This is a genomic window from Sphingomonas sp. BE138 (assembly GCF_031456125.1).
In the GTDB taxonomy this organism is placed as follows: Bacteria; Pseudomonadota; Alphaproteobacteria; order Sphingomonadales; family Sphingomonadaceae; genus Sphingomonas.
Genome location: NZ_JAVDUC010000006.1, coordinates 187,020 through 205,299 on the forward strand (window position 1 = coordinate 187,020; position 18,280 = coordinate 205,299).

General features: G+C 68.8%; 18 protein-coding genes and 1 tRNA gene. 14 read left to right on the forward strand and 5 right to left on the reverse strand.

The genetic code is table 11. The features are described 5' to 3' along the window. Nucleotides 1-11: 11 nt before the first annotated feature. The gene (locus J2Y58_RS10265; protein WP_310102454.1) at nt 12-242 is read left to right on the forward strand and encodes a hypothetical protein; all 231 of its coding nucleotides are present in this window, start codon (nt 12-14) and stop codon (nt 240-242) included. A gap of 256 nt (nt 243-498) precedes the next feature. Here the strand turns inward: J2Y58_RS10265 and mnmA are convergent, their stop codons facing one another. After that, the gene (gene mnmA / locus J2Y58_RS10270) at nt 499-1,599 is read right to left on the reverse strand and encodes a tRNA 2-thiouridine(34) synthase MnmA (RefSeq protein WP_310102456.1); all 1,101 of its coding nucleotides are present in this window, start codon (nt 1,597-1,599) and stop codon (nt 499-501) included. A gap of 106 nt (nt 1,600-1,705) precedes the next feature. Between mnmA and J2Y58_RS10275 the strand changes: the two genes are divergently transcribed. The 3 genes from J2Y58_RS10275 (at nt 1,706) to J2Y58_RS10285 (ending at nt 2,695) form a co-directional block, all read left to right on the forward strand. Then, the gene (locus J2Y58_RS10275) at nt 1,706-1,879 is read left to right on the forward strand and encodes a hypothetical protein (protein WP_310102458.1); all 174 of its coding nucleotides are present in this window, start codon (nt 1,706-1,708) and stop codon (nt 1,877-1,879) included. A gap of 103 nt (nt 1,880-1,982) precedes the next feature. Then, a complete protein-coding gene (locus J2Y58_RS10280; protein ID WP_310102460.1) occupies nt 1,983-2,285 on the forward strand; it encodes a DUF1153 domain-containing protein in 303 nt (100 codons plus the stop codon). Between the two features lie 152 nt (nt 2,286-2,437). Beyond that, nucleotides 2,438-2,695, forward strand: a complete 258-nt coding sequence (locus J2Y58_RS10285) for a GlsB/YeaQ/YmgE family stress response membrane protein (protein ID WP_310102462.1) — start codon at nt 2,438-2,440, stop codon at nt 2,693-2,695. Nucleotides 2,696-2,759: 64 nt separating this feature from the next. Here the strand turns inward: J2Y58_RS10285 and J2Y58_RS10290 are convergent, their stop codons facing one another. After that, entirely contained in the window at nt 2,760-3,503 is a 744-nt protein-coding gene (locus tag J2Y58_RS10290; protein WP_310102465.1) for an SIMPL domain-containing protein, read from the reverse strand. 266 nt (nt 3,504-3,769) lie between these two features. Here J2Y58_RS10290 and J2Y58_RS10295 point away from each other — a divergent pair, with 266 nt between their 5' ends. The 7 genes from J2Y58_RS10295 (at nt 3,770) to J2Y58_RS10325 (ending at nt 13,475) form a co-directional block, all read left to right on the forward strand. After that, nucleotides 3,770-4,909: an efflux RND transporter periplasmic adaptor subunit gene (locus tag J2Y58_RS10295; protein ID WP_310102521.1), complete on the forward strand. Its 1,140-nt coding sequence runs from the start codon at nt 3,770-3,772 to the stop codon at nt 4,907-4,909. 15 nt (nt 4,910-4,924) lie between these two features. Next, nucleotides 4,925-8,134 (forward strand): efflux RND transporter permease subunit, encoded by a 3,210-nt coding sequence (locus J2Y58_RS10300; RefSeq protein WP_310102467.1) that lies wholly within the window; start codon nt 4,925-4,927, stop codon nt 8,132-8,134. Between the two features lie 389 nt (nt 8,135-8,523). Next, nucleotides 8,524-9,747 (forward strand): DUF445 domain-containing protein, encoded by a 1,224-nt coding sequence (locus J2Y58_RS10305; RefSeq protein ID WP_405053090.1) that lies wholly within the window; start codon nt 8,524-8,526, stop codon nt 9,745-9,747. Nucleotides 9,748-9,835: 88 nt separating this feature from the next. Then, nucleotides 9,836-10,945 carry an ABC transporter permease gene (locus J2Y58_RS10310; RefSeq protein ID WP_310102473.1) on the forward strand — a complete coding sequence of 370 codons (1,110 nt, stop codon included), beginning with the start codon at nt 9,836-9,838 and terminating at the stop codon, nt 10,943-10,945. Further along, nucleotides 10,945-11,904, forward strand: a complete 960-nt coding sequence (locus J2Y58_RS10315) for an ABC transporter ATP-binding protein (RefSeq protein ID WP_310102475.1) — start codon at nt 10,945-10,947, stop codon at nt 11,902-11,904. The genes J2Y58_RS10310 and J2Y58_RS10315 overlap by 1 nt, the downstream gene beginning before the upstream one ends. Before the next feature lie 3 nt (nt 11,905-11,907). Continuing rightward, entirely contained in the window at nt 11,908-12,873 is a 966-nt protein-coding gene (locus J2Y58_RS10320) for an MlaD family protein (protein WP_310102477.1), read from the forward strand. Continuing rightward, entirely contained in the window at nt 12,870-13,475 is a 606-nt protein-coding gene (locus J2Y58_RS10325; protein ID WP_310102479.1) for an ABC-type transport auxiliary lipoprotein family protein, read from the forward strand. The genes J2Y58_RS10320 and J2Y58_RS10325 overlap by 4 nt, the downstream gene beginning before the upstream one ends. 6 nt (nt 13,476-13,481) lie before the next feature. Here J2Y58_RS10325 and J2Y58_RS10330 read toward each other — a convergent pair whose 3' ends face one another. Next, nucleotides 13,482-14,342: a peptidylprolyl isomerase gene (locus tag J2Y58_RS10330; RefSeq protein WP_310102481.1), complete on the reverse strand. Its 861-nt coding sequence runs from the start codon at nt 14,340-14,342 to the stop codon at nt 13,482-13,484. A 93-nt stretch (nt 14,343-14,435) separates the two neighbouring features. Here J2Y58_RS10330 and J2Y58_RS10335 point away from each other — a divergent pair. The 3 genes from J2Y58_RS10335 (at nt 14,436) to J2Y58_RS10345 (ending at nt 15,895) form a co-directional block, all read left to right on the forward strand. Then, nucleotides 14,436-14,526, forward strand: a tRNA-Ser gene (locus tag J2Y58_RS10335). A gap of 690 nt (nt 14,527-15,216) precedes the next feature. Next, on the forward strand, nt 15,217-15,354 hold the full coding sequence (locus J2Y58_RS10340) for a PEPxxWA-CTERM sorting domain-containing protein (RefSeq protein ID WP_310102524.1): 138 nt from the start codon (nt 15,217-15,219) through the stop codon (nt 15,352-15,354). Between the two features lie 271 nt (nt 15,355-15,625). Then, complete coding sequence (locus tag J2Y58_RS10345; protein ID WP_310102483.1) at nt 15,626-15,895, forward strand: hypothetical protein; 270 nt, start codon at nt 15,626-15,628, stop codon at nt 15,893-15,895. 143 nt (nt 15,896-16,038) lie between these two features. Here J2Y58_RS10345 and J2Y58_RS10350 read toward each other — a convergent pair whose 3' ends face one another. Both J2Y58_RS10350 and J2Y58_RS10355 read right to left on the reverse strand, forming a co-directional pair. Continuing rightward, complete coding sequence (locus tag J2Y58_RS10350) at nt 16,039-16,848, reverse strand: methyl-accepting chemotaxis protein (RefSeq protein ID WP_310102486.1); 810 nt, start codon at nt 16,846-16,848, stop codon at nt 16,039-16,041. An 83-nt stretch (nt 16,849-16,931) separates the two neighbouring features. Beyond that, nucleotides 16,932-17,780 (reverse strand): CHASE3 domain-containing protein, encoded by an 849-nt coding sequence (locus J2Y58_RS10355; RefSeq protein ID WP_310102489.1) that lies wholly within the window; start codon nt 17,778-17,780, stop codon nt 16,932-16,934. Between the last annotated feature and the right edge of the window lie 500 nt (nt 17,781-18,280).

Here is an 18,280-nt window from a genome sequence, read left to right on the forward strand (position 1 = left end):
GATGTGCGTTGATGAAGAAGATCGTTGCAGGCGTGTCCGCGGTGGCCCTGGCGCTGTCGGTGGCGGCATGCGGGTCGAAGACCGAGACCGCGAACGAGACCGCGCTCAATGCCGATTTCGGCAACGACGTCGCGCTGAACGACACGCTGCCGGCCGACGAGAATGCGACCGACGCGGGCGCGCTGCCGCTGAACGCGGTCGACGCCAACACGACCGACGCCGCGACCACCAACGCGCTCTGACGAGATCGCGGGCGGCCCGCCCCGCAGCGGCGTCGCCCGCCACCCGAACCGTCTGGAGTTGCTCCCTAGACGAAACTGGCCCCGGCCCCGAGCGGCGCGGGGCCTTTTGTCTGGGGGGTGCGGGGCCGGGCGAGCCTTCGGCTCGCGCGCTCGCTGGCGCGAGCGCCACCCCTCACCCAGCTTCGACTAGGCCCTTGCTGCGCAAGGACCAAGTCTGCGCATCCCTCTCCCTTCTGCGAGGGGCGAGGGGAGGGCGTCACGCCGCGATCATTGCCGGCTCGGTCTGCGCGATCCAGCCGCCGCCGAGGACGCGGTCGCCGGCGTAGAGCACCGCGGCCTGGCCGGGGGCGACGCCATATTCGGGGGCGTCGAAGACCAGACGATCGCCGACGATGTGCGCCGGCACCGGCTTCGCCATCGAGCGGACCTTGGCGGTGAGCGGGCCGTCGAGCGAACCCAGCACGTTCATCGCCTCCAGCCGCGCCGCCGCGACCGCCAGCGCGGCGCGCGGGCCGACGACGACGCGCTGCGCGTCGGGCTCCAGCCGCACGACGTAGAGCGGCTCGGCGCTGCCGCCGATCTCCAGCCCGCGGCGCTGCCCGACCGTATAATGGACGAGTCCGCGATGCTCGCCAAGCTTGCGGCCGGCCAGATCGACGATGTCGCCGCCGGTCGCCGCCTCCGGGCGCAATTTCCTGACCAGCGCGGCATAGTCACCGTCCGGAACGAAGCAGATGTCCTGGCTGTCGGGCTTGTCGGCGACGAGCAAGGCCAGTTCGGCGGCGAGTTCGCGGACGCGCGCCTTGGGCAGTCCGCCGAGCGGAAAGCGCAGGAAGTCGAGCTGAGCCTGCGTGGTGGCGAAGAGGAAATAGCTCTGGTCGCGCGCCGGATCGGCGGCGCGGTGCAACTCGGCGCCGGCCGGCCCCTCCACGCGGCGGACGTAATGGCCGGTCGCGAGGCAATCGGCGCCGAGATCGCGGGCGAGTGCGAGCAGGTCGGTGAACTTCGGCCCCATGTTGCACTGGACGCACGGGATCGGGGTGCGCCCGGCGAGATATTCGTCGGCGAAGCGATCGACGACGGTCGTGCGGAAGCTGCTTTCGTGATCAAAGACGTAATGCGCGATGCCGAGCCGGTCGCAGACCGCGCGCGCGTCGCGGATGTCGCGCCCCGCGCAGCAGGCGCCGGCGCGCTTCGTCGCCTCGCCGTGATCGTAGAGCTGGAGCGTGACGCCGATCACCTCGGCCCCGGGCTGGCGCGCGGCGAGCGCGGCGACGACCGAACTGTCGACCCCGCCCGACATCGCCACGACGATACGCCGCGCACCGGGCGCAAGCTGAAATTCACCGCTGTCCATGATGCGCGCATCATACCGTGCGCGCGGGCGGCGCGTAAACCGAAATGAACGAAGCGTTTCCCCCGACTTTACCGGGCCTTCAGACCGGCGGGTGTAAGGTCGTGCCATGACACCCGAACCCCCGACCTCCCCGCCGCCGCTGCTCGACAGCCTGCGCGCCCGCCAGCGCGCCTCGCGCACCGCGCAGGTGGCGCGCATGCTGGACGCGCCGGCGCGCGTGACCGGCGGCGCGTTCAACGCGAACGCCGCCGCCGTGCTGAACGATTGGAAGCAGCCGTGAAGAGCTCGTTTACCGCGCCGCTTTAGGAGCCGTTCAATCCATCGCCGTTACGCAGCAGTCACGACATGGAGATGGGGCCCGCGGCCCCGAACCGAGGTTTGGAATGATCGAACAACAGAACAACAGTCGCCCTGCCAAGGTCATCGGTCCACTGGGGGAACCGTTGACGCTCGACACGCTGCCGCCGCCCACCACGACCCGCTGGGTCGTGCGGCGCAAGGCGGAGGTGGTCGCCGCGGTGAGCGGCGGGCTGCTGAGCGTCGACGACGTCTGCACGCGCTATGGCCTGACCGTCGAGGAATTCGCGGGCTGGCAGCGCGCGATCGACCGGTCGGGTATGCCCGGGCTGCGCGTGACGCGGATCCAGCACTACAAGTCGCTGTACGAACGCCAGCAAAAGTTCTGACCGCGGCCCCGGCGTCCCGCGCCGGCACAATGTGGAAAGGCGCGTTGACCCAGGTTGACAAATCCGAATTACGGGGCCGGAACAATGTGCCGGCCTCGTGAGTAATTCCCGCCAGAGCAGCCACTTCGGGCGCATCTGAGGGGAGTTACATCATGGGTATCATTCTCTGGCTCATCATCGGCGGTGTCATCGGCTGGCTGGCCAGCATGATCATGCGCACCGATGCGCAACAGGGCATCTTCCTGAACATCGTGGTCGGGGTCGTCGGCGCCTTCATCGGCGGCCTGATCTTCTCGGGCGGGTCGATCAACAACGCGCCGCTGACGATCTATTCGTTCCTCGTCTCGCTGCTGGGCGCCGTGGTCCTGCTGGCGATCGTGAACCTGGCCCGTCGCGGTCGCGTGCGGTAATCCCGCGACCCATCAGGTCACACGGCAAGACGGCCGCCCGGGCACCCGGGCGGCCGTTTTCGTGTCACTTCAGGAGGAAGCGGACGTTGACGGTGGCGGTGACGTCGGTCTCGCCGGGCAGCACGACCGTCTCCGCCTGTGGCGCCATCGCGGCGCGTGCCAGCATCGGCATCGGGCGCGGCCGATCTCCGCCGCTGTCGCCGGCCTCGTCGATCGCGACGATGCGCGCGACCGACAGCCCGGCGGCCTTTGCATAGAGTTCGGCGCGGGCGCGCGCCTTCGCGATCGCCTGCGTCCGTGCCTCGTCCAGCGCCGCCTCGGGATCGGACAGCGACAGGTTGGGGCCGTCGATCTGGTTGGCGCCGGCGCGCACCAGCGCGTCGAGCACCGCGCCCGACCTGGCGATGTCGCGGAAGCGGATCGCGACCGAATTGGTCGCCTGATAGCCGGTGACGACCGGCGGCTTGCCGTCCTGGTAGCGATATTGCGGCGCGAGCGACACGTTGCTGGTCGTCAGGTCGCGCGCGGCGGTGCCGGCGGCCTTGAGCGCCTTCACCACCGCATCCATCGCCTTCGCATTGTCCGCCAGCGCGGCGGCGGCGACCGGCGCCTGCGTGACGACCCCGGCGGTGATCGTCGCCAGATCCGGGGTGCGCGAGACGCGGCCGGTCGCGGCGACGTCCAGCACCGTGCCGTCGGGCACGACGGTCGCCATCGGCAGCGCGACCTGCGCGGCGGCGGGCAGCGCGGCCACGCCGGCCAGGGACCCGGCCAGCGACAGGGCCAGTGCAGGCAACAATCGGGTCATGCGCGAAAAACTCCCTTGATCCATGTTCGCGCCCCTCTGCCGCCGCGCGGCGGAATGCAAGATGAACGGGACAGGGCGTTGCAATCATTGTAGGAAACCCCGCGCCGCGCCCGGCTTGCACTGGTGACGTACGCGTGTAATACACGCCGGGGCGCGAAAGGGGAATCATGACGTACCAGGGTGGGGAGATGCGGGGCGCCGAGATGCAGGCGGGCGAGTTCCACGGCAGCGGGATCGAGGCCAGCGGCATCGGGGGCGAGACGCTGATGCTGGAGGATCGCACGCCGCGCCGTCGCCGCCGCTGGCTGCTGATCGGTGGCCTCGTGCTGCTGCTCGCCGCCGGTGCCGCCTGGTACGCGTTGCGCCCCAAGGCCGCCGATGCGCCCCCCGCCACCGCCGCCAGCCAGGCGCCCGCCGTCACGGTGATCGTGCCCGGCGCACAGGCGGTGGCGCGCACGATCAGCGCGACCGGCACGCTGGCCGCGACGCGCGAGATGCCGGTCGGCGTCGCCGGCGAGGGGGGGATGGTTTCCCGTGTGCTGGTCGAACCCGGCCAATGGGTGCGCGAGGGCCAGGTGCTGGCCACGATCGACCGCTCGGTGCAGGCGCAGACCGCGCAGTCGCTGGCGGCGCAGATCAACGTCGCGAAATCCGACCTGACGCTGGCGCAGTCGGAGCTGGAGCGCGCGCAGAGCCTGGTCGATCGCGGCTTCATCTCCAAGGCCGACGTGCAGCGCCGGATCGCGACCCGCGACGCGGCGCGTGCGCGCTTGCAGGTGGCGCAGGCGACCTTGTCCGAGCAGCGCGCGCGCAACGCACGGCTCGACATCCGCGCGCCGGCTGCCGGGTTGATCCTGACGCGCGGGGTCGAGCCGGGGCAGATCGTCAGCTCCGGGAGCGGCATGCTGTTCCGCATGGCCAAGGGCGGCGAGATGGAGATGCGCGCGCAACTGTCGGAGGGCGACCTGCAGGCGGTGCGCGTCGGCTCGCCCGCCAAGGTCGTGCCGGTCGGCGACACGCGCGCGTTTTCGGGCGCCGTGTGGCAGATCGCGCCGGTGATCGACCCGCAAACGCGCCAGGGCATCGCACGCGTCCGGCTCGCCTATGATCCGGCGCTGCGCCCCGGCGGCTTCGCGACCGCGACGATCACCGCCGGCGACGCGCGCCAGCCGGAGCTGCCGCAGTCGGCGCTGCTGAGCGACGAGCGCGGCAATTACGTCTATATCGTCGACGAGCAGAACAAGGCGCAGCGCCGCGCGGTGACGCTGGGCACGGTCGCCGACGACCGGGTGGCGATCGCCAGCGGGCTGAACGGCGACGAACGCGTCGTGCAGTCGGCGGGCGCGTTCCTGAACCCCGGGCAGACGGTGCGCCCGCAACGCGCCAAGCCGGCCGCCGCGCGGTAAGAAGGACGCATCCCGATGGGCTTTCGCAACATCTCCGCCTGGTCGATCCGCAACCCGGTGCCGTTGATCGTCCTCTTCCTGATGCTGACGGTCGCGGGGATCGTCAGCTTCGCGCGGATGGACATCAACGAACAGCCCGACATCGACTTCCCGATCGTCTCGATCGACATCACCCAGCCGGGCGCTGCGCCGAGCGAGCTGGAGACGCAGGTCACCCAGCGCGTGGAGGCGGCGGTCCGATCGCTGGAGGGGATCGACATGATCCAGTCGTACGTGTCGGAAGGCACGTCGACGACGATCGTCCAGCTCGACATCGGCACCCCGATCGACCGTGCGGTGAACGAGGCGCGCGACGCGATCACGCAGATCCGCGGGAACCTGCCCGAGGGCATCCTGGAGCCGCAGGTCGCGCGCGTGAAGGTGAACGACAACGACCTGGGCAGCTATACCGCGGTCGGCACCGACATGACGCTGGAACAGCTGAGCTGGTACATCGACAATACGGTGACCAAGGAGCTGATGTCGGTGCCCGGCATCGGCGGCGTGACGCGCAACGGCGGGGTCAGCCGCGAGATCCGCGTGATCCTGGACCCCGCCAAGCTCGCCGCGCAGGGGCTGACCGCCAGCCAGATCAACGCGCAGCTGCGGCAGGTGAACCTCAACGCGCCGGGCGGGCGTGCCGAGATCGCCGGCGCCGAGCAGTCGGTGCGCGTGCTGGGCAACGCCCGCACCGCCTATGAGCTGGGGCAATATCAGATCAGCGTCGGCGGCGGGCGCACGATCCGGCTGTCGGACGTGGCGACGGTGCGCGACCTGTATGCCGAGCAGCGCTCCGCCGCGTCGGTCGACGGGCGGCAGGCGCTGTCCTTCGACTTCACGCGCGCCAAGGGCGCGTCGGACGTGACGGTGTTCCGCGACGCCAAGGCCAAGCTGGAGGCGCTGGAGAAGCGCAACCCGCAGGTCCGCTTCAAGCTGCGCTACGACGGGTCCAAATACCCGCTGGAGCAATTCAAGACCGCGATCCACGCGATGATCGAGGGCGCGATCCTGGCGGTGATCGTCGTGTTCCTGTTCCTGCGCGACTGGCGCGCGACGATCATCTCGGCGCTCGCGATCCCGCTGTCGGCGATCCCGGCGTTCTGGTTCATGGACCTGATGGGCTTCACGCTCAACAACATGACGATGCTGGCGCTCAGCCTGGTCGCGGGCGTGCTGGTCGACGACGCGATCGTCGAGATCGAGAACATCGTCCGCCACATGCGGATGGGCAAGACCGCGTACCAGGCGTCGATCGACGCCGCCGACGAGATCGGGCTGGCGGTGCTGGCGACGACGATGGCGATCGTCGCGGTGTTCCTGCCGGTCGGTTTGATGCCCGGTATCGCGGGGCAGTTCTTCAAGAACTTCGGGCTGACCGTCGTCGCGGCGGTGCTGATGAGCCTTGCGGTCGCGCGGCTGATCACGCCGATGGTCGCGGCCTATTTCCTGAAGGCGGGCGGGCATGTCGAGCACGGCGGCGGGCCGCTGCTCAACGGATACCAGCGGCTGCTCATATGGACGCTCGACGGCACCAGGGCGGCGCGCGCGCGCGCCAAGGGCGGCATCCACCGCGTGCTCGGTTACTGGCGCGACCACCGCGTGTGGATGATCGGCGCGGGCGTGCTGGCGTTCGTGGCGACGATCGCGATGTTCGCGACCTCGCCCATGACGTTCCAGCCGGCGCGCGACATGCCGACCTCGACCGTGACGATCACCATGCCGCCGGGCAGCACGCTGAACACGACGCAGGGCGTCGTCGACCAGGTCTATGCCGTGCTGCTCAAGCAGCCCGAGGTGGAGAGCATCTACACCCGCACGCTGGTGGGCTCGGGGCGCGTGACCGCGCAATTGCGCGAGAAGCGCGACGTGACCTCGACCGAGTTCGAGCGCCGCGTGTCGCCCGACCTCGCCAAGATCGCCGACGCGCGCGTCAACTTCCAGTCGCAGTTCGGCTGGGGCGACAACAACCGCGACGTGTCGATCACGCTGGGCGGCGACGATCCGGTGGTGCTGCGCCAGGCGGCCGACCGGCTGGTCAAGGAGATGGGGACGGTGCCCGGGCTGCTCGCGCCGCGCATCGCGGGCGACCTGAACCGGCCGGAGATCATCATCAAGCCGCGGCTCGACCTGGCCGCCAGCCTGGGGGTGACGACGGCCGCCTTGTCGAACGCGATCCGCATCGCGACGATCGGCGACATCGACCAGAACAGCGCGCGCTTCTCGCTGAACGACCGGCAGATCCCGATCCGCGTCGCGCTGGAGCAGAGTTCGCGGTCGCGGCTGGCGACGATCCAGAACCTGCCGGTGCCGACGCTGACCGGCGGATCGGTGCCGCTGAACCTGGTGGCCGAGATCGGCTTCGGCTCCGGCCCGACGCGCATCCAGCGCATCAACCAGCAGCGGCAGCTGACGATCGGCGCCGACCTGAGCCCCGGGCAGACGATCAGCACGATGCTGCCCAAGGTCAAGCAGCTGCCGGCGATGAAGGAGCTGCCGGTCGGGGTCGGCGAACTGAGCGTCGGGCAGGCGAAATGGCAGATGGAGATGCTGCAGAACTTCATCATCGCGGTGACCGCGGGGGTGTTCGTGGTCTTCTCGGTACTGGTGCTGCTGTATCGCCGCTTGCTGCCGCCGCTGGTCAACATGGCGTCGCTGACGCTGGCGCCGCTGGGCGGGTTGATCGCGCTCCGCCTGACCGGCAATCCGCTGTCGATGCCGGTGTTCATCGGGCTGCTGATGCTGCTGGGCATCGTCGCCAAGAACTCGATCCTGCTGATCGACTTCGCGCTGGAGGAGATGCAGGCGGGCGTGCCGTCCTACGATGCGATCGTCGATGCCGGGCACAAGCGCGCGCAGCCGATCGTGATGACGACGGTGGCGATGGTCGCGGGCATGGTGCCGACCGCGCTGTCGCTGTCGGGCGACGGGGCGTCGCGCGCGCCGATGGGGATCGTCGTGATCGGCGGGCTGATGGTCTCCACGCTGCTGACGCTGCTGATCGTGCCCGCGGCGTTCTCGCTGGCGATCGGGGTCGAGCGGCGGGTCGGGCCGTGGCTGGGGCGGCGGTTGCTGACCTATCGTCCCGGCGACGAGGGCCCGGTGATCGAGCATGCGCCGCAGGACGCGATCGGCGCGCCGCATGGGCGGATCCCGTTCCGGGGCGAGGGATCGCATCCGGCGGAATAGGGGATTGGCAGCAGCTGACGCGGCGGTGTCGGTCGTCGTCGGCCGGTTGCGGGTGGATTGGCCCGACATAGGCCCTTGCCTGCGCAGACGCGACGGTGTTTGGACGTTCAAGTTATTCTCGTACTATCCGAACCGTTCGTGCTGAGCTTGTCGAAGCACGTGTCGCGGGCGACAACGGTGGCGAGCATCGGAGCGCGCGCGCCCCGGGCACGTGCTTCGACAGGCTCAGCACGAACGGAAATTGTTGAACCAGCGTGCGTACGAATTGACCCTCCGCCGCCTTGCACGCGCACAAGCTCTGTAACGGAGGTCTTGAACTTCGCGGGCGGTGGAGGATTGTTACGGGAATGAAGGTTCGCGCCGCTCCCCCGCCTGCCGCCCTGATCCGGATGCGGCGGGTCGCGGGGCTGTTGCTGGTGGCGATGGCGGCGGCGTTCTTCGCCTCGCGCGCGCTGGAGCCGCGGCATGCCGCATGGGGGTTCGTGCGCGCCTTCGCCGAGGCGGCGATGGTCGGCGGGCTGGCAGACTGGTTCGCGGTGACCGCGCTGTTCCGCCATCCGCTGGGGCTGCCGATCCCGCATACCGCGATCATTCCGCGCAACAAGGACCGGATCGGCGACCAGCTGGCGCAATTCCTGCGCGAATATTTCCTGATCCCCGCGGTGGTCGCGCGGCGGATGCAGCGGATCGATGTCGCCGCGGCCGCCGGGCGCTGGCTCGCCGATCCGCGCGGCGGCAGGGCCGGAGCGGGGGGGAGCGGGCGGATCACGCGCGGCATCTCGCGGCTGGCGACCGAGGTGTTGCAGGCGCTGGATCAGGAGCGGCTGGGCGGCATGGTGCGCGCGATGATGGTGACGCGCGTGCGCGAAACGGAGCTGTCGCCGATGCTGGGCCGCGCACTGGCCGCCGCCATGGCCGAGGAGCGGCATCGCCCGGTGATCGACGCGCTGGTGCGGTGGATGCGGGCTGCACTGGCGGCGAACGAGCATCTGATCCGCGCGATGGTCCACGACCGCGCGGGGGCGGTGCTGCGCTGGACCGGGCTGGACGAGACGCTGGCCAACAAGATCATCGACGGGCTCGACAAGCTGGTCGCGGAGATGGCGGAGAACCGCGAGCATCCGCTGCGCCTGAAGGTGGAGGAGGCGATGGAAAGCATCGCCGGGCGGTTGCAGCACGACCCCGAGCTGCGCGCGCGGGTGGAAAGCGTGAAGATCGAGCTGCTCGAAAACCCGGCGATGCAGGACTGGATCAACGGGCTGTGGGAACAGGCGCGCGCCGCGATGCTGCGCGCCGCCCGCGATCCGGATGCGCTGATGGCGGGCAAGCTGGGCGAGGCGTTGCAGCAGCTGGGCGCGACGTTGCAGGACGATCCGCGGCTGGGGCGGATCATCAACCGCTTCGTGCGTCGTGCGGCGGTGGGGGCGGCGGCGGATTACGGCGACGCGATCGTGCGGCTGGTGTCGGAGACGGTGCGCGGGTGGGACACGCACACGGTGACTGCACGGCTCGAAAATGCCGTCGGCAAGGACCTGCAGTTCATCCGCATCAACGGAACCCTGGTGGGCGGAATGGTCGGGGTGGTCATCCACGCCATCGACGTGCTGTTGTGAGCGGTCGATCACAAAAGTGGTACGCGCGCGGAACGATTGCCGCGCTGAACGCTTGTGGCGTGATGACCTTTGCCGCATGGATCGACCGATGACTGCGGCAGCCGACTTCAATGTGGATCAGGACGGGAACGGAGAGGTTCTCCGCTTCACCGGCGACCTGTCGCTGTCGCGGCTGGGCGACCTCCCCGCGCGCCTGGATCGGCAAGGCGGCAACGTGGCGCTGATCGACCTGTCCGGAATCGAGCGGATCGACACGATCGGCGCATGGGTGATCCACCGCTTCGCGCGCGAGCACAAGGCGCGGATCGAGGGGCTGAGCGGCGACGGGCAGAACCTGCTGGAGCAGGTGCAGGCCGCCGATCAGCCGGTGCAGATGCGGTCGCAATCGCGCTCTCCGTTCCGCCGCGTGCTGGCGGAGATCGGGGAGTCGACCGCGCATTCGGCGCGCACCGCGCTGGGGCTGCTGGCGTTCATGGGCGAGACGGTGATCGCGTTCGGCAACGTGCTGCGCCATCCCAGCCGCTTCCGCTTCAAAGCCACGGTGCAGCGCTTCGAGGTGGTCGGCGTCTCGGCATTGGGCATCGTCGGGCTGATGAGCTTCCTGATCGGCGTGGTCATCGCGCAGCAGGGCGCGGTGCAGCTGCGGCAGTTCGGCGCGGAGGCGTTCACGATCAACCTGGTCGGCCGCATTTCGATGCGCGAGCTGGGCGTGCTGATGACCGCGATCATGGTCGCGGGGCGATCGGGGTCGGCGTTCGCGGCCCAGCTCGGCACGATGAAGCTGACCGAGGAGATCGACGCAATGCGCACGATCGGCGTGTCGCCGATGGAGGCGCTGGTGCTGCCGCGGACGATCGCGGCGATCGTCCTGATGCCGCTGCTGGGCTTCTACGCCTCGATCCTGGCGGTATTCGGCGGGTGCCTGCTGTGCTGGTTCGCGCTGGACATCCCGCCGATCGCCTTTGTGGCGCGCATCCGCGAGGTCGTGCCGATCACCGACGTGTTCGTCGGCCTCATCAAGGCGCCGGTGTTCGGCGCGATCATCGCGGTCGCGGGCTGCTTCCAGGGCATGCAGGTGAAGGGCGATGCCGAGCAGGTCGGGTTGAAGACGACCTCGGCGGTGGTGCAGGCGATCTTCATGGTGATCGTGGTCGACGCATTCTTCGCGGTGTTCTTCGAACAGATCGGCTGGATCTGATGCCGCAGCACAATCGCTCCCGCCCCGACGATGCGCCGATCATCAAGGTGCGCGGCCTGCGCAACGAGTTCGGTGACCAGGTGATCCACGACAACCTCGACCTCGAGGTGCGCCGCGGCGAGATCCTGGGCGTGGTCGGCGGGTCGGGCACCGGCAAGTCGGTGCTGATGCGATCGATCATCGGGCTGCAATCGCCGAGCGCGGGCGAGGTCGAGGTGTTCGGCGAACCGACGCTGAACCGCAGCGAGCTGGACACGGTCGAGATCCGGAAGCGCTGGGGCGTGCTGTTCCAGGGCGGTGCGCTGTTCTCGACGCTGACGGTGGCCGAGAACGTGCAGGTGCCGCTGCGCGAATTCTACCCCGACCTCGACCTGACGCTGCTCGACGAGATCGCGTCGTACAAGGTGGTGATGACCGGGCTGCCGGCCGACGCCGGGCCGAAGTTTCCGGCCGAGCTGTCGGGCGGCATGAAGAAGCGCGCGGGGCTGGCGCGCGCGCTGGCGCTGGATCCCGAACTGCTGTTCCTCGACGAGCCGACCGCCGGGCTCGATCCGATCGGCGCGGCGGCGTTCGACGAGCTGACCAAGGCGCTCCAGAAGACGCTGGGGCTGACGGTGTTCCTGATCACGCACGATCTCGATACGCTGTATGCGATCTGCGACCGGGTGGCGGTGCTCGCCGACAAGCGCGTGATCGCCGTGGGGACGATCGACGAGCTGCTGGCGCTGGATCACCCGTGGATCCAGGAATATTTCAACGGCCCGCGCGGGCGTGCCGCGGTCGCCTCGAAAGCGGGGCACCAGACCAGCGCCGCGCGCGATGCCGCCGCCCACCCGACCGAGGTGGCGCTGGAGCAGAGCGGGCAGCGCTCGCAAGGCGGACTGGCCGACGATTATGCCCGCGGCGCGCCGGCGGTGGACCTGAACAAGCCGGCGCCCGCCGCCGGCGAGAGGGGCTGAGAGATGGAAACGCGTTCGAACCATGTCCTCGTCGGCGCCGTGGTGCTGATCCTGCTCGCCCTGGTCGCGATCTTCACGGTGTGGATCGCCCGGATCGGCGGCGCGGAGGAGCGCGACTACGACATCTTCTTCCGCCAGGCGGTCGACGGCCTGGCCAAGGGATCGTCGGTGACCTTCTCGGGCGTGCCGTCCGGGCAGGTGAAGAGCATCTCGCTGTGGAAGCCCGACCCGCAATATGTGCGCGTGCGGATCAGCGTGAACGACGAGACGCCGATCCTGCGCGGCACCACCGCCACGATCCAGGGCAGCTTCACCGGCACGAGCACCGTCAGCCTGGACGGCGCGATCAAGGGTGCGCAGCCGATCACCTGCCCCGAAGGCGACGCCGGCAAGAGCGTCTGTCCGCTGGGGGTGCCGGTGATCCCGACCAAGACCGGCGGGATCGGCGCGATCCTGAACTCCGCGCCGCAGCTGCTGGAGCGGCTGTCGACGCTGACCGAGCGGCTGACGGGGATGCTGAGCGACCGCAACCAGGCGTCGATCGCGGGCATTCTGGACAACACCAACCGCCTGACCGATGCGCTGGCCGATCGCGGACCGGAGATCGCGGCGACGCTGGCCCAGACGCGGATCGCGATCCAGCAGGCGGGCAATGCCGCCGAGCAGATCGGCACGCTGGCGCAGACGACCAACGGCGTGCTCGCCAACGACGTCCAGCCGGCGATGGCGAACCTGAACAAGGCGATCACCTCGGCGCAAGCGAGCGCGGACACGCTGAACGCCGCGATCGGCGACGCGCGCCCGGGGCTGACCACGTTCAGCAAGCAGACGATCCCGCAGGTCAACCAGCTGGTGCGCGACCTGCGCGTGACCGCCGCGTCGCTGAAGTCGATTTCGGAGCGGGTGGAGCAGGGCGGCGCCAGCTCGCTGGTGGGGCAGCCCGCGCTGCCGGACTATAAGGGGAAATGATCGTGCGTGCTTTCGCGAACAAGCTGCTGATCGTCGCCGCGTTGGTGCCGCTGGCCGGGTGCATCCGCTTCGGTGCGTCGCCGCCGCCATCGCTGCTGACGATCGCGCCGCAGTCGCAGCCGGCGGTGGGAACCGCGCAGAATTCGGCGACCGGCCGCGCGATCGTGGTCGAGGTGTCCGCCGTGCCGCAGTCGATCGCGGGGACGCGGGTGCCGGTGCAGGCGACCGACACCTCGATCGCGTACGTCAAGGACGCGCAATGGGCCGAAGCGCCGGCGCGGCTGTTCGCGCGGCTGCTGTCCGACACGCTGACCGCGCGCGCGCGGATGGTGGTGCTGTCGCCCGCGCAGTCGTTCGACGCGCCGAGCGCGATGCTGGGCGGCGAGCTGCGCGCGTTCGGTGTCGATGCGACGCAGCGGCAGGCGGTGGTGATCTACGACGCGTCGTTCACGCCGGCCGGGCGCGCCAACGTCGAGAAGCAGCGCTTCGAGGCGCGCGTGCCGGTATCGGCGATCGACGCCGCGCAGGCGGGAGCGGGGTTGAGCCAGGCCGCCAACCAGGTCGCGCAACAGGTCTCGGACTGGGTCGGCGCGCAGCGCTGACCGGCTTCAGGGCGCGCGGCGAACCTCCAGCGGCACTTCGCAGACGTCCGCGCCGCCCGAGCCGATCGTCGGTGCCGGCGGGTTTTCGCGGCGACGGATCAGCGCCGCGAAGCGCGGGTTGTCGGCGGCGCGGTACTGGAAGCGCGGGCGCTCGGCGGGTGACATTGCGCTGCCGAGCGTCACCGAGACGATGCGCATCCGTGTCGCGGCCTCGGGAAGCACACCCATCGGCGCCGGCCCGCGCGGTAGCGCCGAGAGATGTTCCATGCCCGAGATGACGCGCCCGACCACCGCATAATTGCGGTCGAGCCGGCGCGCCGATTGCCCGATCGGCGTGAACAGCTCCGCGCCCGAGCCGGAGGTCGGCGCTTCGTCGCGGGCGACCCCGACCATGCTGTAGCAATGCGTCAGCCACGCATGACCCTGCCCGTCGCTCGCCACCGGCCAGCCGTCGGCGGTGATCCCGGCGGTGGCGGAATGCGTGTCGGCGCGCGTCATCCGCTGCGCCGGGGCGAAGGCGGCGATCTCGAACTCGGGCGTGACGCTGGCGGCGACGCCGCGGGGCAGCGGCTTCTTCTCGGTCGCATCGCCCCATTGGGCGACCCAATTCTCCTGCACGCGGTACACGCTCTCACCATTCCACCAGCCAGCGGCGGCGAGCCGGCGGATGTTGGCGACATGCGCGGGCGCGAGCGCAGCGGCGAGGCGGATGACGACGGTGCGGTCGCCCGCGAGCCGCATGACCAGCAACTCATTCGCGGGAATGTCGCGCCAGTCCTGCGATGCCGGTTCGTGCGCGGGAGGCGGTGCGGTGGTTGGGGCAGCGGGGGCCTGCAGCAGCAGGAACAAGGGGGCAAGCGGCGTCATGCCGCGCAGCGTGACCGATCGCCGCGCCCGACGCAATCGACCCGCTTGCGTCCCGCGAGCACACCCACTAGGGCAAGCGCTTCCAAGCTATGCGGAGCGGTGGCCGAGTGGTCGAAGGCGCTCGCCTGGAAAGTGAGTATACGTCAAAAGCGTATCGAGGGTTCGAATCCCTCCCGCTCCGCCACAAGGCCGCGAAAACCTCGGGTTTACATGCGGTGCGTTCCTTTCCGCAGTCTTCCCCAAAGAGCGGGCGATCAAGCGCTCCGGTCGATTCTATTCGATAGCCACCAGGCTGCGATCCCGTCACGCGCGCTGCCACGGTCCGATGCGCGACTGGGGTCTTGCCTACCGATCGAACTGCTCCGGCGATAACGGCGCGGTCGGGTCGGCGACGGCATTCTCTGGATCCTGGCGCGGTTCGTAGGCGACCACCCATTGCGGATAGCCGTTCGGCGACATGACGTGTCGGCATGTCCCACCGGATCCGCACCAGTCTCAATCCAGCCCACCCCATGGCAATAGTCGCAGGTGGTGCGCTTGCATCGGAAGCTCACCAGATCGATCTCGGTGTTCCACTGCCCGTGGCCCTTGCAGATCGGGCACTTGGTCTCGAGGGTGCCGTTCCGCGGCTGGAGCGGGATGATGTCGAACGAATGAGGGCTGTTCGGGCCTTCGCAGTGGACGACGTTGCTGGCGTGGGCGATCGGTCTTCTCCTTGGCGCCGCACGAACGAGCGGACCGTCGATGCGGTTTCCCGATCTGGTCGAGCGCGGATCGGGCCGGCGTGCTCAACTCCTTCGCGCTGGGGCGACGGGGCGATGGGGCGAACCGGGGGACCCGCGGAGCCGCGAACCGTCCCTGGCCGCCGTTCAGCATGCCGAGCAGGGGGTCGCGGGTCGCGCTCACGCCGATCGGCAGCGTGCCAGAGCCTGCCGCCGGCGCCATGATGATCTCGGGGTCCGGCAAAGTAGGGTTCGCGCTGCGGCGCCGGGCGGCTTTGCGCCTCGTCTGACAAGCTCCAGTGCGGCGAGGAAGGCGGCGGGATTGATCGCCCGGCCTTTTGCATGCGCTGATGCTGTATCTGTCAGCGTCCGGATCGTCGGGGTAGGGTCGACAGGCGTGGACGATGCCGCCGCGGCCTCGTCACGGTACCGGAATGGGCAGGCATCGGCGCCTGACATGCGGCGATGATCCCGGAGATGCACGGCCGCCACGATTGGAACAATCCGCAGGTGATCGCACTTGTAGTGCCCTGAGGTGTCACCTCCAACGAAGGGGATTTCATGAAGAATGTTCTCGCGATCGCGCTGCTGGCCGGCGTAGCATCACTCAGCGCTTGCAATTCGAGCCCGCGCGAGCAGGCGGCCGACAACATCGAGGCGAACGCCGACGCGGTCGCGGACAACCTCGAAGACGCGGCGGACAACGTCGACAACGAAGCCGCCGAGGATCGGCTGGAGAACAAGGCCGACGCAGTGCGTGAGCTTGGTGAAGACAAGGCCGACGACATGCGCACCCATGACGCCGACACCAACCTGAAAAACGGCATTTAAGCCGCTGCGAGCGGATCGGGCTGCTCGCAAGCCCGGTGCGGGCGAGAGGGGCGCCGCGTGGCTGGCCCCTTTCGCGTCTCGGTCAGGCGAAGCGACGAGTTCGAGCGGAACCTACCTGGCGCAGAGGAGCGGTGCGCGACTCATCACGCGGCCAGACGCGTAGGGCTGGCGGGCTCCCGAAGCGACGTGGTCGCAGCATCGACAGTGAAACGGGACACCTGACGGGAGAGCGCATCGGCCTCGCTCGCCAGGCTGCGCGCGGCGGCCGTCGCCTCTTCCACCATCGCGGCGTTTTGCTGGGTCACGTTATCCATTTCACCAACGGCCGTGTTGACCTGCTGAAGTCCGATCGCTTGCTGCTCGGCGGCGGCGCTGATGCCAGCCATGAGCGAGCTGATCTCGCCGATGCGCAAGTTGATCGTCTGCAAGGCTTTGCCGGCTTCGTCGACCAATCCCACTCCGAGATCCACCTGCTCGGTCGACGCGTTGATCTTGACCTTCACGTCCTTTGCCGCATCCGCCGAGCGCTGCGCCAACGCGCGCACCTCGGAGGCGACAACGGCGAAGCCCTTACCCGCGTCCCCGGCTCGGGCTGCCTCGACGCCGGCGTTGAGCGCCAGAAGGTTGGTTTGGAACGCGATCGCGTCGATGACGCTGATGATCTCGCTGATCTCGCTAGACGAGCGTTCGATGCCGCTCATCGCCTCGACCGCGCGGCGAACCACCTCGCCGGACGCTGCGGCCTCGCGACGGGCGGTAGACACAATCTTGTCTGCCTCGGCAGCATCGGTTGCCGTTCGACGCACCGTGCTGGTGATCTCCTCCATCGCCGCGGCAGTTTCCTCGAGGCTCGCGGCCTGCTGCTCGGTACGCTGCGACAGGTCGTCGGACGCCGATCGGATGTCGGAAGCACCGCTGTTTATGTCTTTGGACGCGCGCATCACTGCGGACATGACCTGAGCCACGGACTCGATCGCGCGATTGAAGTTTGCTTCGAGTTGCGAGAAGGCGGCCGGGAAGCCCGAGAAGCGCGTGCTCAGGTCGGCGTTCGCAAGACGCTGAAGCCGATGCCGAGCTCCTCCATGACGGCTTGACGCTCCTGGTCATCGCGCTGCTTTTCCACGGCGGCGTCGCGAAAAACGAGCACCGCCTTTGCGATGTTGCCGATCTCGTCACGGCGGTCGGTACTCGGCACCTCGACGTCGATAGAGCCCGCAGCCATGTCGGCCATGACCTGAGCCATCTTCACGACCGGCTGCGCCATGGATCGCGACAGAAGCCAGCCAAGACCGCCTGCAAGCGCGATCGCGAACAATCCCCCGGCGCCAAGCGCCAGCTTGACCATCCACTCGGCATGCTCCTGCTCGGCATTCTGGTGCGCTACCCACGCTTCCTGCGCCGTCTGTATCTCCTTGTGGATTTTCCGCATCGAACCGAGTTGCTTGGCGCCGGCCAATTCGCGGGCGTGCTCACGCGATTGGGGATCGTCGTAAGCGGCAAGCGTCGGAGCGACCTTCGTCGCCTGCCAATCAGCTACTGCCTCCAGAAAATCATCCACCCGCTTGCTCTGGTCCGCGCGCGGTGCACTCTGCTTGAGCTTTGCAGCGGCGGTAGCGATCGCCTGTCGGTTTTCCTCGTGCGTTTCAAGGAACGCCTTCTTACCGAGCAGCACATACCCGCGCACCGCGCTTTGACCCTCGACGACTCCGGTGAGCATATCGTCGGCATGATCAGATGCCTGCTTCGCCTGATCCCGCTGCGCGGCGACTTCGTGGAGGCGCATCACGTTCACGAACACGACCGCGCTAACGATCGTAAAGGTCGCGACCAGGGAGCCGAACGCGAACGCGAGCTTGCGGGGGATGGCGAGATTGGCGAAACTCATGACATTCCCTCTACTTAGGTGAGGGAGAAGGTAGCGCCGGCAAGTTAAGGGCTGGCTAAGGGTAGGTAACCCTTTCAGCATCTCGTTAGGATTATGCCCGCAGGAACAGGAGCGCCGTGTTTCGCGCTGCCGGCTGCCACCAGCACGTAGGGCGATCGCTGCTTCCGAGCCGTGTGGCCACCGCGAAGCTGCGACGGCGGGCGCCGGCGGCATACAATCGCTCGTATGACCAGTCGCAGGACCGAGACTCCCGCATCCCGCCGCCTCGTCAATGAAAGGAAGCATCCTCGCTCTCAGCGCTACCGCAAGCAGGCTGCTCATCCACGTTTTCTCTCTGCGGCTGAGCTAGGTCGATGCATTCACATCAAGTGTTACTGACCCTAGTTGTCGGAGCGCTTGGTCGAGTGTGTAGGGCGGTGACAAACCCGGCCACGGGAGCGCCGGCATAGGTGCCGGTGCGGCGGAGAGAAATCCTGCCAGTGGTAAGCTGCTCCATTTGG

Excerpts from the sequence above, each read along its gene's own strand:
- mnmA (WP_310102456.1), bottom strand. The coding sequence starts at position 1,599 with ATGGACAGCGGTGAATTTCAGCTTGCGCCCGGTGCGCGGCGTATCGTC.
- J2Y58_RS10325 (WP_310102479.1), top strand. The coding sequence starts at position 12,870 with ATGATCGTGCGTGCTTTCGCGAACAAGCTGCTGATCGTCGCCGCGTTG.
- J2Y58_RS10315 (WP_310102475.1), top strand. The coding sequence starts at position 10,945 with ATGCCGCAGCACAATCGCTCCCGCCCCGACGATGCGCCGATCATCAAG.
- J2Y58_RS10305 (WP_405053090.1), top strand. The coding sequence starts at position 8,524 with ATGCGGCGGGTCGCGGGGCTGTTGCTGGTGGCGATGGCGGCGGCGTTC.
- J2Y58_RS10280 (WP_310102460.1), top strand. The coding sequence starts at position 1,983 with ATGATCGAACAACAGAACAACAGTCGCCCTGCCAAGGTCATCGGTCCA.
- J2Y58_RS10295 (WP_310102521.1), top strand. The coding sequence starts at position 3,770 with ATGCTGGAGGATCGCACGCCGCGCCGTCGCCGCCGCTGGCTGCTGATC.
- J2Y58_RS10340 (WP_310102524.1), top strand. The coding sequence starts at position 15,217 with ATGCCGAGCAGGGGGTCGCGGGTCGCGCTCACGCCGATCGGCAGCGTG.
- J2Y58_RS10290 (WP_310102465.1), bottom strand. The coding sequence starts at position 3,503 with ATGACCCGATTGTTGCCTGCACTGGCCCTGTCGCTGGCCGGGTCCCTG.
- J2Y58_RS10285 (WP_310102462.1), top strand. The coding sequence starts at position 2,438 with ATGGGTATCATTCTCTGGCTCATCATCGGCGGTGTCATCGGCTGGCTG.
- J2Y58_RS10310 (WP_310102473.1), top strand. The coding sequence starts at position 9,836 with ATGACTGCGGCAGCCGACTTCAATGTGGATCAGGACGGGAACGGAGAG.
- J2Y58_RS10320 (WP_310102477.1), top strand. The coding sequence starts at position 11,908 with ATGGAAACGCGTTCGAACCATGTCCTCGTCGGCGCCGTGGTGCTGATC.
- J2Y58_RS10265 (WP_310102454.1), top strand. The coding sequence starts at position 12 with ATGAAGAAGATCGTTGCAGGCGTGTCCGCGGTGGCCCTGGCGCTGTCG.
- J2Y58_RS10345 (WP_310102483.1), top strand. The coding sequence starts at position 15,626 with ATGAAGAATGTTCTCGCGATCGCGCTGCTGGCCGGCGTAGCATCACTC.
- J2Y58_RS10330 (WP_310102481.1), bottom strand. The coding sequence starts at position 14,342 with ATGACGCCGCTTGCCCCCTTGTTCCTGCTGCTGCAGGCCCCCGCTGCC.
- J2Y58_RS10350 (WP_310102486.1), bottom strand. The coding sequence starts at position 16,848 with ATGTCCGCAGTGATGCGCGCGTCCAAAGACATAAACAGCGGTGCTTCC.
- J2Y58_RS10275 (WP_310102458.1), top strand. The coding sequence starts at position 1,706 with ATGACACCCGAACCCCCGACCTCCCCGCCGCCGCTGCTCGACAGCCTG.
- J2Y58_RS10355 (WP_310102489.1), bottom strand. The coding sequence starts at position 17,780 with ATGAGTTTCGCCAATCTCGCCATCCCCCGCAAGCTCGCGTTCGCGTTC.
- J2Y58_RS10300 (WP_310102467.1), top strand. The coding sequence starts at position 4,925 with ATGGGCTTTCGCAACATCTCCGCCTGGTCGATCCGCAACCCGGTGCCG.